The organism is Paenibacillus sp. FSL R7-0340 (genome assembly GCF_038002205.1).
GTDB lineage: Bacteria > Bacillota > Bacilli > Paenibacillales > Paenibacillaceae > Paenibacillus > Paenibacillus polymyxa_B.
The window spans coordinates 5105526-5118730 of record NZ_JBBOBY010000001.1 but is presented as its reverse complement, the minus strand read 5'-3'; the positions used below and the strand labels follow the sequence as shown (position 1 = coordinate 5118730).

7 protein-coding genes and 1 pseudogene are annotated in these 13205 nt (G+C 46.6%); 7 read left to right on the top strand and 1 reads right to left on the bottom strand.

Features of this window, described 5'->3' with window-relative positions; translation table 11 throughout:
- Positions 1-223 precede the first annotated feature (223 nt).
- The 6 genes and pseudogenes from MKX59_RS22715 (at position 224) to MKX59_RS22690 (ending at position 11094) form a co-directional block, all read left to right on the top strand.
- Positions 224-1168: a stalk domain-containing protein gene (locus MKX59_RS22715; RefSeq protein ID WP_340858979.1), complete on the top strand. Its 945-nt coding sequence runs from the start codon at positions 224-226 to the stop codon at positions 1166-1168.
- A 4-nt stretch (positions 1169-1172) separates the two neighbouring features.
- Positions 1173-4453: pseudogene (locus MKX59_RS22710) on the top strand (DUF5704 domain-containing protein).
- A 193-nt stretch (positions 4454-4646) separates the two neighbouring features.
- The gene (locus MKX59_RS22705; RefSeq protein WP_048481493.1) at positions 4647-5534 is read left to right on the top strand and encodes a LysR family transcriptional regulator; all 888 of its coding nucleotides are present in this window, start codon (positions 4647-4649) and stop codon (positions 5532-5534) included.
- 195 nt (positions 5535-5729) lie between these two features.
- Positions 5730-6950 carry a M20 family metallopeptidase gene (locus tag MKX59_RS22700; protein WP_338533305.1) on the top strand — a complete coding sequence of 407 codons (1221 nt, stop codon included), beginning with the start codon at positions 5730-5732 and terminating at the stop codon, positions 6948-6950.
- A complete protein-coding gene (locus tag MKX59_RS22695; RefSeq protein WP_023987264.1) occupies positions 6947-8365 on the top strand; it encodes a YfcC family protein in 1419 nt (472 codons plus the stop codon). The genes MKX59_RS22700 and MKX59_RS22695 overlap by 4 nt, the downstream gene beginning before the upstream one ends.
- 236 nt (positions 8366-8601) lie before the next feature.
- Positions 8602-11094, top strand: coding sequence for a rhamnogalacturonan lyase (locus MKX59_RS22690; protein WP_076295051.1), 2493 nt, complete (start codon positions 8602-8604; stop codon positions 11092-11094).
- A 331-nt stretch (positions 11095-11425) separates the two neighbouring features.
- Here the strand turns inward: MKX59_RS22690 and MKX59_RS22685 are convergent, their stop codons facing one another.
- On the bottom strand, positions 11426-12475 hold the full coding sequence (locus MKX59_RS22685; RefSeq protein WP_068938462.1) for a substrate-binding domain-containing protein: 1050 nt from the start codon (positions 12473-12475) through the stop codon (positions 11426-11428).
- A 460-nt stretch (positions 12476-12935) separates the two neighbouring features.
- Here MKX59_RS22685 and MKX59_RS22680 point away from each other — a divergent pair, with 460 nt between their 5' ends.
- Positions 12936-13187, top strand: coding sequence for a GH32 C-terminal domain-containing protein (locus MKX59_RS22680; RefSeq protein ID WP_028543225.1), 252 nt, complete (start codon positions 12936-12938; stop codon positions 13185-13187).
- The last annotated feature ends 18 nt before the right edge of the window (positions 13188-13205 follow it).

The window sequence follows — 13205 nt, the reverse complement described above, 5'->3', positions numbered from 1 at the left end:
TTTAAAGAGTCAGTTCTATGATTTAGGGGGAGGGATTGCTCAATAGAGTCTATTTGTTAGGAATGCTTTGTATTAGAAGTTTTTCTTATAGATTTTGTAATAGGGAAACTCTATAATATATAAGTTGTATCCAGTATTTTCCGAAAGTGGGGATGCGATAAGTTTATGAGATTAGAGATGATATACATAGTTTAAAGTTTAAGCTGACAAAGGGGATAGAGAGATGAGTATGAAAAAATGGATGTTGAGTTTGACCGCAGTCACGTTGCTATGGGGCGCGACAAGTACGATTCCAACGACGGAGGCAGCAAGCAGCACCAAACCCATTGAAGTCTTGTTAAATGCGAAAAAAATACAGTTTCCAGATGCTAAACCTTTTCAGGATAGCAACGATTATGTGATGGTTCCGATTCGTTTTGTATCCGAGGCATTGGGGGCTAAGGTTGGCTGGGAGAAAACAGGCGGTCAATTGGCTGTGTCGATTAAAAATGATGCACATGCTGTTAACATGACAGTGGGTCAAAACACCGCTACCGTGGATGGGCAGACCAAAACGTATGAAACGAAGATTATTTTGAAGCAAAACCGTACGTTTGTGCCGCTGCGGTTGGTAAGTGAAGGGCTGGGGCAAACGGTGGAGTGGGATAAGATCAGCCGCTGGGTCTGGATTGGGAAGAAGGAAGTTGCTGCGCTGGAGGATATGGGGCATCAGGTGGTGAGTATCGAGCCGTATAAGAAGGCGATTAACACTATACCGAACCTCATTAACAATATTACAGGTAAGCCATATGATAAAGTAGTACTCTTTAAACAGTCTGACTTGCCTATCAAGTTACTGCATGATATTTACTCTGTCGAGCCGTACACGTCTCCAAAGGGTGTGCCTTATCTGAGAATTAGAGTAAAGACCAATTCCACTGCAGGGAGTATTTTCTTCCTGACCAAGAACAAGGATACACGCCTGCGTTCTCCATTGAGAGAGATTACCCAAGATAACGGAGACGGTACAAAGATGATATACTACCCAATTTATTCATCTGGTGATGAACTCTTTCAGGGTATAAAAAACTATAAATCCTTTAAACTGCAAGACATTGAATTCATTGCATTTGACCTTGCATCAACGGAATACATCCCGATGATGGTTAACCCGTGGAAGGGTAACTAAATCTATGAACAAAGCGAAACAAATTCTGGCCGTATTGCTGGTGGGGGTACTGCTACTGTTGCAGCTCCCACCTTTTTCTTTTCTCACAAATAAGGCAGTAGCAGATACGGAAATTACACCGTTGTCCTACTTTGCAGACAAGAATGACCGTTACTTTGTCGGCATGATGTACTTCGACATGTGGAAGAATACCGCTGGGACTTGGGTCACTGATGGTGGTAAACAGCCAGACAAGGACATGCAGGGTGAAGCCAAGTTCACCTACAAATTTAATTTTCCAGGCCGTAAGATTAAGAAGGTAACAGCTCGCTTGTATACAGCGGAAGACTATGTGAGTCATGGCGAATACTTTCTTAAATCCCGAGCTGATAATTATATGGATTATGCACGTGCCCTGAGTAAAGGCACAGATAACGAGAAGGATATCCTTCCCTTTGAGAAACAGGGGATTGGAACGGATACCACCATCATTCCGATTACTGTAAATATAAGACTGAATGCGATGGTTCGAGCTGAGAATATCAAGGAACAGAGCTGCCCCACGTGTGCCAAAGAAGTAGAAGCCTGGCGCATCTACCAGCCCATCCTGTTCAAGATCGAACTGGAGAGCAGCCTAATCGTCAAGCATTTTACCACTGATGGGAAATCGCTTAACAACGTATTTACACCAATAGAAGATGAATTAAAAGCTGATCAACTGTATGATTTTACCCCGCCAACCAACCCGAAATATGAGTATGTGGGTTATAAGAAAAGCACGACCGGTAAACCGCCAAGCGGAGATATTTTGCCGGGAATTGTACCCGGATTTACCTATGACGGTTCTTTTGAGCAGTTTACCGCTTATTTGTATTACAAAGAAACTCAGGGCTGTCCTAAGCCTGGAGAAAGCCAAGAGGGAGCACCCTCAGATTGCCAAGATAATGAACAGCCAACAAAAGGTGTTGTCTGCTCCCGCCCCGTTCCAAGTCTGCGCTTGGAAACTGCCGAACTGGACCCGACAGTATCTGCCGTTATCAAAGCGGACCAGCGTGGTCGGGAACGATTTGACGTATCCAAAGGTATTCCTACATCTGAAAGCCTATACGGTCATGTGCAAGCGAAGAGATACCTTTTTCAACATAAGTTTGTGAACATGACAGGCCAGTGTACATATACAGTGAACGTAAAACGGGAATATCGATTGACCTGGCGGCCTAAGAAAAAATCTCGGCGGAGTGAGACCGTGAAGCGAACCTATACTTACCAAATCGTCCGTCCATACTCATATTGGACGATAGATAATTGGAGGTGTACGGCATTAAGGAGGCTACGCTCCGAAATTATGCGTTACCTAATGAAACAATCACTTTGCGTCCGCAATCTTATACACCCCCTTCCTATATTGCAGCGACTCAGGGCAATTTTTATCCGCCCCCTGCACCCGGGACAGTGGATGGCGGTAGCCGTAGCAAAAACGGTGGCAGCAGCAAGCCGAGTGTACCTGATGACCGTAGTGCACTGAAATCCAAGGCAGAGGGGGCTGTTAAGGAAATCGAAGTGGAAAACGACACTCTAACCTTTGAAAACAAGATCATTATGAATCCGGAGCGCGTTAAGGTGAATGGCCCTAGGCCAGGCGTTATACCCTCTTCCGGAGCAATTGGGCCGGATGTGCTGTACAGTCCGGATCATGTGATTGATAAGTATAAGATAAATAAGTCCAATACGCCCAGCAGCGGTGACATCACTTACGCTATTCTCAAAGGAAATATCAATGGAGGAGCGGATAAAACGTTTCCGATACAGGGAATTAATACGGTGACTGTTCACACTCCCGTAGTGAATCTGTCTAAAGTGTCGGACGATGCTGCTCATAACCAGAAAACCCAACCTACGAAAGGACGATCCGCGCTTATTTTGGAGCGCCCTTTCCGGGTGACGATCTCGACAGCAGGCCCACATTTAAATATTCCTGGCTATGGTGATCGGGAGTATGCCAAATATGTACGAACCAAGCAGGTGCGATTTCCGTTCGATGTCTACGACAAAGGGAAGACACAATTTTATCCGCGGGGTACCTGGATCGACATTCCGGTGCAGCAGCTCGACACAGACTTTTATTTGCCCGTATGGGTGGATGAAGGCAACTATACAGTTGTGTTCCGTACCATTGCCGAAAATGCACCGGACGGGTTCACCGAACAACGCCATGCCAACACGGATATCGCCCATCATGTTGCCAATGATGTGGTGAATATTGAGGTCATCGGACGGATGTACGATTTTCATATCACGGATATTGCCGATTACCATTGGGAGCGGGTGTTTCGGCAGCGAAAAGGAAGCTCGACGCATAGTGGCCTGTCCTATTGGACGGGGCTTGGCAATATTGACGGGTTGCCTAGAGGGAACCCGGAGCCATTCACCTTGCCTGTTCGTCCCGGCAGTCACCCATATGAAGGTTATGCAAATGTGGCGGTCAAGACAGGCTATCATTTCAAGTTTGACCTCAAAACCAAAGGCAATATGTTTAGCGCCAAGGACGGTATTCGCATCACGCCATCGTTCTATTGGGTGAGCAAAGATGGGCGACAGCGGGAAGAGGTGGATCTGTATACACATTCCGGCAGTCGAAAATTTATCCGTTTGGGATCGGCGGAGGACCGGGAAAAGCGATATGTTATTTTGAATGAACGGCTACGCAATGTGCCGATGGAGGAAATGCAGGACACGTCAGCCTACCAATACAAGCATGAGCTGAGTGAAGCACAGCAAAGCCAGTTGACACTGGAACGTTATGTTTCCCTGTATGCCCACCGTATTGCACGCAGCAAGACCTGGATTGGACGTTACGACTGGCTGGTACTGCCTGCGGCTGTGCGTACCTTGATTGGTCCGAAGACAGACCTGCCAGATGGGGTCAACGTGGATCGCGCTAATGCGTCGATTCAGCGCTGGTATGGTGAATATAGCCTGCCTGCTGATGTATACGCAGTCACCAAAGGCACGGATTTGCGCGAGGTCAGTCGCCGTCAGGAGCTAAACGAGCATACAGATATATTCAAGAAAACGGGCTTTATCGTCGTCAACTTTAATGTGGAGTCACTGCGTCAGGGGGACACCGAGCATCCGCATTTACAGTATATAAATGGTCCGCTATTGAACCAGTGGCAACTGGAGGGTTACCGCCGAGAGATAAAAGACCCGTACGGGCATATCTTTCATTTACAGGACGGGGATGTAGTATTTTATCATGCGGATCAGTCCAGTCGGGACGATTTCAGTTCATTTGTCCCTCACTAGCTTGCAGTAATCAAGACGAATCCTAATCCATTACTAGCGCGAAAAATACGAAAACGGACAATGGAACAATCCACTGTCCGTTTTTTTATGCCTAAGTTTTTCATACGTTATAATAGACCGATATATCTGGGCTTTTTTTACGGAGAACAAAGGAACGGCTAAACAAAGGAATGATTGAATTGAAGGAGTGATCATGGTGGATGAAAAGGATTGTTTAATGTTGTGCTACATTGCAGAAGAACAGAGCATGAAACGTGCCGCCGAACGTCTATATATTACACAGCCTGCCTTGACCTACCGTCTGAACCAATTGGAAAAGGAGTTCGCTGTACCTCTCATTGTACGCGGGAACAGAGGAACGAAGCTGACCATGGAAGGGGAGCGACTGGTGGAGTATGCCAAACGGAATTTGAGGGAACTGACCGAATTAAAAGAAGCTGTCATTCACCTGAGAGGGGAAGTAAAAGGTACGCTGCGCTTGGGGATTTCAAGCTATTACGGACATTATCGGCTACCGCCGATTCTTAAAAGCTTTAAAGATATTTATCCTGACGTGCAATTTTCAGTCACCTGCGGACTCAGTGCGGAAATCTATGAGATGCTGCGCGGGGATGAAATTCATCTGGGTGTTATCCGCAATGATTATCCTTGGTCTGAGGGAAAGCATCTTCTTCATGAGGAGCATATCTGCGTGATCTCGAAAGAAGCTGTAGAGCTTGAGCAATTGCCGGAGCTTCCAATGATTCGTTATAAGGACCCGGGGAAGCCGCAACTTTCCGGTCATATGTATTCCTCGTTCAACGAATCGGTACAGGCATGGTGGAGTGAGAGAATAGGCCGTGCACCACGAGTTTCTATGGAGGTGGATAGCTACGAAACCTGCAAGGAAATGGTTCGGCACGGACTGGGATATTCAATCGTACCCGAAATATTTATCTCTCCCAAGGATGAACTGTATGCATTTAATTTGATTCGTAAAAATGGAGATCCTGTCCTGCGTAGAACATGGATGTTGTATAAAAATAAATCCAGCCGTCCTATGGCAGTGGAAAGATTTGTAGAATGGATGCTCCAGTCTTGAGGCTGTAAATACATTGAATATACGTAATTAATGGTGAAAAATAGCGTATATCAAGGACAAACATGTCATATATAAAATAATTTTAAGGATAAAACCAAAAAATATTAAATTTACTTCACTGGTCTTCGCTTATACAATGTTGAATATTGGTTGTATAATTATTCGTTATTGCGAATGAAAGGCGGTATTCCATTGATGGATTTAACAACGAACGGACATAATGGCAGAACGTCATCCCATGAAGAGATTTTGAAGGCTGTAGATGCAAAGGATCATGAGTTGCGGGAGCTTGCCCGAACAATACATACCCATCCTGAATTGAGCTTTCATGAATATCAGGCTCAAGGATGGCTCACGAGTACACTGGAGCAAGCTGGTTTTGCTGTGGAAAAGGGGATTGCAGGACTGGAAACCTCCTTCCGCGCCGAATGGGAAGGGAAGCCCGGCGGACCGACAATTGCTTTGCTGGCAGAGTATGACGCACTTCCGGTGATCGGACATGCCTGCGGTCACAATCTGATCTGTACCGCATCGGTCGGAGCAGCCATAGCCCTAAAAGAAGCGATACCGGACCTACCCGGACGTATTGTGGTATTGGGCACACCCGCCGAGGAGGAGGGCGGCGGCAAAATCATGATGTGCGAGCATGGTGTGTTCGACGGCGTGGACGCCGTGATGATGGTGCATCCACAGAATAAAACGATGGTTTTACGCGGGGGACTGGCCTGCGTGGACGCCACCTTCACGTTTCATGGCAAGCAGGCTCATGCTGCATCCTCCCCGGAGAAAGGCATTAGCGCGCTGGATGCTATGATCAATGCCTTTGTGGCGATTAATTCCGTTCGCCAGTTCGTTACCAGCGACGTACGTATCCACGGCATTATTACCAAAGGCGGGGATGCTCCCAATGTCGTGCCGGAGCTGTGCGAGGCTGTGTTTATTTTACGGGCGCAAACCGTCGTCGGTCTGGCTGAGGTGAGGGACAAGGTGTATCGTGCTGTTCGTGCGGCGGCAGAAGGCATGGGCGCGACGGTGGATATTGTCGAGGGGCTTATTTATGCGGAGCGCAATACCAACAAGAAGCTGGCGGCTTTGTTCCAGAGCAAGTTGGAGCAGCTGGGTTTGGAGGTTCACGAGCCGCCTGCGCAGGGAGGGATCGGCTCGTCGGATATCGGCAATGTCAGCCAGATTACTGCAGCGATTCATCCTTATATCCGATTGGGTGACGCGTCCACGCATACGCCAGAATTTGCCCGGCTTGCAGGAGCAGAGGAAGGCATGATTGAAATGAATTATGCCGCCAAAGCGCTGGCGCTGACCGCTTATGATCTGGTAACCGATCCGGTGGCTTTGAGAGAGGTACGGACTGAATTTGAACAATGGCAAGCGTTGAGAAACGGGGGAGCATCCGAATGAGTAGCAACACGACCGTACCGAGCGGTCCGAAGAAATGGCTGAAAATGCCGCACACCTTTGTCATTCTTATTTTCCTGACCTTAGTGGCTGGAATATTGACTTATGTCGTTCCCGCTGGAGAGTTTGAACGGGTTAAAAATGAAACGACCGGCAAAACGCTGCTCGTTCCCGGTTCGTACGCTCATGTCGATCCGAATCCGGTTACGCTGTGGGACATCCCAAAATCCATCGTATCCGGTCTAGTCGATTCGGCTGATGTTGTCTTTTTCATTCTAATCATTGGCGGTGTCTTTCAGATTATTACTTCCTCGGGCACAATTGAGGCGGTGACCGGAAGAGTTGCGAGGTCTTTTTCCAACAAGGGGTTATGGGTCATTCCCGTGTTTATCACCTTGTTTTCCGTAGGTGGTTTTACCATGGGAATGTCCACTGAGGTGATGGTATTCGTGCCGATTGGTATTGCCATCGCCCGGGCGTTGAAATTTGATGCGTTGACGGGTACAGCCATGATTTCGCTGGGAGCCTCCTGCGGGTTTACCGCCGGGCTGCTGAACCCGTTTAATGTCGGATTGGCACAGGCGATTGCGCAAATTCCTATTTTTTCAGGGCTGTGGCTTCGTGCCATCCTGTTGGTCATCCTGATCGTTATTACGAGCTTATATATTATGCGTTATGCCAGTAAAGTGAAGAAAAGCCCGGAAAGCAGCCTCGTTTACGAATTGGAAAAGAGCGCTGAAGACAAGCCGGTGGATCTATCCAATCTGCCTTCCATACAGCTTAAGCATATCCTGATCATTTTGACCGTTATAGTAAGCTTCGCGATGTTAATCTGGGGAGTGTCCAAAAAAGATTGGTGGATGGAGGAACTGGCTGCCCTGTTTCTTTCGATGGGAGTCATTTCCGGCTTTTGTGCAGGCTACGGGCCAAGTCGCATTGCGACAGAGTTTGCCAAAGGGGCCAAAGATATCACCTATGGTGCCCTGATCATTGGTTTTGCACGTTCCATCGTCGTCGTGCTGGATCACGGCAATGTGATTGATTCGATCGTTAACAGCCTTGCTATCATGGTGGGACATCTGCCGGAATCCGTGCAAGTGCTGGGTATGTATGTGTTCCAAAATGTCATGAATGTATTTATTACCTCCGGTTCGGGGATGGCAGCGACGACGATGCCCATTATGGTGCCGCTGTCCGATCTGTTGGGTATTACACGGCAGACCACAGTCCTTGCATTCCAGTTGGGAGATGGATTTTCGAATATGATTTTGCCTACTTCCTCTGCCTTAATGGGGAGTTTGGCGGTGTCGGGTATTCCATATCAGAAATGGGTTCGCTTCTTTTGGCCGTTACTGGCCGCCTGGTTCGTACTGGGTGCAGTATTCGTGGTTGTAGCTCAAATTATTGGGTATCACTAAAATATAAAAGGAAAATTAGATATATATTGAGTCCTCAGTATGCCGTTAACAGGCTTGGTGAGGGCTGTTTTATTTGGAATGAGTAAACAACACGGTTTTGTGTAGAGAAATCCTCGGATATTTAAACGCGTTTGGGGGAACGGCAAAACTATAATAATAGGGAATTTAATTTATGTAAGCGCAATCATTTCAGGTATTTGCTTGTCATCACAATACATTCGAGGAGGATGACCTGGATGGCTCAAGGGAAAGGCGCATGGCGAAAGGGAAGCTTGACCGCCGCGTTGGCAGCGATGCTGGCGATGACGGGGACGACTGGAGGAGTGGCTGCGGAAGACTTGTCCGAACCGACGCTGCAGGCGGAATCAGCAATCGCAGTTGAACAGAACCGTAGCGGCAGCATTCAGCTGGAAAAGCTGGATCGCGGACTGGTAGCTGCGGCAACGCAGGAGGGGGTATTTTTAAGCTGGCGGTTATTGGCTCAAGAAGTGAACGGTTACGGTTCAACGGGGCTGACAGGAGCGGACTTTAACGTATATCGTGACGGTAAGAAGATCGCGACAGTGACCGACAGTACCAACTATGTGGATAAGGAAGGGAATGGGAAATCGGTATACAGAGTAGCTTCAGTCGTTAATGGGCGGGAAAAGGATCGTAGCGCCAAAGTGAAGCCATGGCAGCAGGGTTACTATGAACTTCCTCTCCAAAAGCCTGCCGATGGCGTAACACCAGCAGGTGAATCCTATACTTATTCGGCCAATGATATGAGTGTGGGAGATGTGGATGGAGATGGGCAATATGAATTTTTTGTAAAATGGGACCCGTCGAACTCCAAAGATGTATCTCAGAAGGGGTATACCGGAAATACGTATGTCGATGCGTATACGGCCGAAGGCAAGCTGTTGTATCGGATTGACCTGGGCGTGAATATTCGATCAGGTGCGCATTATACACAGATGATGGTGTACGATTTTGACGGCGATGGTAAAGCCGAGCTGATGTTCAAAACGGCTCCAGGGACCAAAACGATTTCTTTTGATAAGAAGGGCAAGCCGAAAAAAGAAAAATATATTACTCTGCCACGTGAGGATCGCAAAGCAGGGATTACACATGAGGACGATTACCGTTTGAGTCGCTCGGATTATTATGAGCATGTGGTGAACATGTTTATGAACTGGACGAAGCATGAAGAAGTGGTCAAGGGACAATGGCCTGCTACGCTGGAGGAATGCTTTGGTATCGCTCCGAAGTACAATTATCCGTTATCCCGAAAGGATGCGGAAAGCCTGACAGACTACTTTATGGATGTATACGCGCCTTCACGGAGCGACAAAAACAAGCTTAGAGAGTTCGAGGGCTTCATCGTCGATGGACCGGAGTATTTGACGATTTTCAAAGGGAAAACGGGAGCTGAGCTGGATACCATCCGCTATGAGCCGGAGCGTCATGACGATGGCCTCATGTGGGGAGATTACGCCATGGCCCGCATTGAACCCGCCAACCGTGTAGACCGCTTTCTGGCAGGTGTGGCTTACTTGGACGGACGCAAGCCGTACGCTGTATTTGCACGCGGCTATTATACGCGTTCCACTTTGGCCACCTACACATGGGATGGTCGCCATCTCCAAAAACATTGGATGGTGGACAGTGGCTGGACACCGATGACCAATCCATTTAACGATAGTCCGCACGGGCGTGATGGAACGGACCCGAAATTTGGCACCTTGACCACACAGGGAGCGCATTCTTTGAGCGTGGTGGATGTGGACGGTGACGGCAAGGACGAAATCGTATACGGTTCCGCCACGATTGACCATGATGGCAGCCTGTTGTACAGCTCATTTGATGTCATGCCTCCTGAAAGCGCAACTCCAGGTCAAACCGCCAGATTGGGACATGGCGATGCGCTGCATGTGACCGATATTGACCCGGATCGCCCCGGCAAAGAAATCTTTATGGTACATGAAGGTGGCACCTACGCTCCATATGGCTATTCTTTGCGGGATGCCAAAACGGGTGAAATCATTTACGGCGCATATTCCGGCAAGGATACAGGTCGGGGAATGGTCGGTGACATAGATCCGGATCAGCGAGGTCTGGAGACGTGGGCCATAGGCCTGTGGACCGCAGCGGGTAAACAGCTGGATACGAAGATGCCAGGTACCAATATGAGTATCAAATGGGCAGCTGATATGACCACACAAATCGTAAACGGTGCAATTGATGTAACCCCAACCATTGAGGATTGGAAACGAGGTACATTGATGACCGCCACTGGAACCAAAACGAACAACTATACGAAAGGAACTCCATCGCTGGTAGCCGACATTTTCGGAGATTGGCGGGAGGAAATGCTCGTCCGCACAGCGGATAGCTCGGCAATCCGTATCTATCTGAGCACAGAGCCTACGACGCATAAATTGTACACGTTGATGCATGATCCGCAATATCGCACGGATGTGGCGCGTCAAAATACCGGGTATAACCAACCTTCCTATACGAGCTTTTACTTTGCGTCCGATATGGATTGGGCGAATGTACCGATTCCCAAGTTCTACACGCCAAAAGCCTTGATGGAGGAAGAGAGCAGTGATGAGGTGGATGAGGCAAAGACAGCGGAGGTAGATGAAAAAGAAGTCGATGAAACGAAAATCGATGGGGCGGAAATAGATGCGAAGGAAATAGAGGGAGAGCCAGTAGTTCCAGTAGTTCCAGCAGAGGATTTATAAACCAATAGCTGAAGACTAAGATCTATTTCGGCGTATAAATTAGTTAATGGATTTAGAAAAAGGCAAGCCTCTGGATGATTTAGGGGTTTGCCTCTTTGCTTTCTTAGAGCTTTCACAGTAGAGGTAGCTCTATCCAAGGTCTGTATTGATGGTTAGAAAAGCCGTAATAGTGAGGGAAACGCTGAAAGTAGCGGAGAGGACGGAACGATTGAGAAAAGCGTCAGCGGTCGCCTTTGTATCCGGATTTTTACCACTAGGCTATTTAATAAAATCCGGATACAACAGCGATTGGAGCAACGTTCCGTTCACGTAGCGTCGTCAGAACACCTTTTTACTTTTCTATTTGTAACACTGGAGTGGATTCTCTAAATATCGGCTCTGTTCTGATATGCGTGATCTGATAAGGTCTAGAAGGATTTTTGACCCGTGCCAATAGCATCTCAGCCGCTGTAATGCCCATTTCGTTGTTGTAGATATGCACGGTGGACAAATGAGGTTCCACAATCCGGGATTCAGGAGCGTTATCAAACCCAAACACAGCAATATCGTCAGGAATTTTCAAGTTTTTATTTTTGAGCGCTTTCATGACACTGACGGCAATAAAATCATTGGCGCACACGAACGCAGACGGTAGCACGTTCATGCCTTCCAATTGTTTATCCATCCAATCCGACTCGGAGAAAAAATTCCGGTCCTGATCGACGATACAGCAAGATAAATCCACATTTAGACCTGCTTCGATTAAAGCTCTGTTATATCCAAACCACCGTTCATTGAAGCTTTTGCAATGCTTATAATCCCCAGCAAACCCGATCCGCGTAAATCCACGATGAATCAGGCTTTTGGTGACAGAATAAACGCTATGTTCATTTTCCATCAGCAATAAATCCGCTTTCAAATCAGGATAAGAAATGTCCACAGAACAATCAATAAAGATCGTGGGCAGTCCCAAATCCGTAATAAGCTCACTATATTGTGGATCAAACATTTCAATACAAATAATTCCATCCACCTTGGAGGCTTCAAAATTATTAGGAAGCGTTCCTGCATGGATTTCATTTTCCCGCACAATATGAATCGACAGATTATACCCTTCTGCGCTTATTCTTTTCTCCAAACCACTGATGAGTAAGGAGCCAAAATGTGAGCTGTTCGGCAGATTGCATGTGACCAGGGCAATGTTACCTTGATTTTTCGGGATGATGCTCTCCGTTTCCACATAGGCAAATTGCTTATATTTAAGTTCTATCGCTTTTTTAATGACCTTGTTCCGAGTATCAACCGGGATGCTATCATTACCGTTAATCGCTTTGGACGCGGTATTTCGAGAGATCCCCAAAGCGTCAGCAATGTCTTGAATGGTGACTTTTTCTTTCTTCATAGACAGGTTCCACCTTCACTAATAATGGATTGCCTGAGAGGTACAGTTGCCTCTTACAGCTCTCCGTTTAGACCTTAAATGTATCTTAAATGTATCTTAAATGTATAATAGTTCGCATAAAATAGCAATGTTTGCCTTACAAATGAACAAATAATATTTACATTTGTAAAGTTTATTTGATAACTTATATTTATCTCCATCGGATCGACAAATAAATTTAAATCCAATCTTATATAAGCTGGACAAAAAAAGTGCGCATGGGAAACAGAGAGGACAGATCCATGCTGTATAAGTAAAGCGGTCATTGTTTATGGTTAACTTTTAAAGTTGGATTATATACTATGACTGTTATCATTTCTTCTTACAGAAGCATAATTTATTAATGCTATATTTAGTCAAATGTCAATTATTTTTTTACAAAAAACATTGACGAATGACATTTCGATTTGGTAAATTGAAGATGAAAAATGTAAGCCTTTTCAAATTTGTTGTACAGGCGATTTATTACAGATTGGGGGAATTGCGAGTATCAGAAAAACAGGAGATGCTCGTCGGTTATGCTTCTGATACGCAGGAAGTATATGTAGACCGGACACGGTCAGGCTGTTCGGATTTCCATGAAGACTTTGCGGGAAGACACGCAGCCTCACTGGAAACAGTAGAAAACCGATTGGACATTCATATCTATGTGGATCGTTCGCCGTTGAAATGAGACGTTCTCCATGAAGAT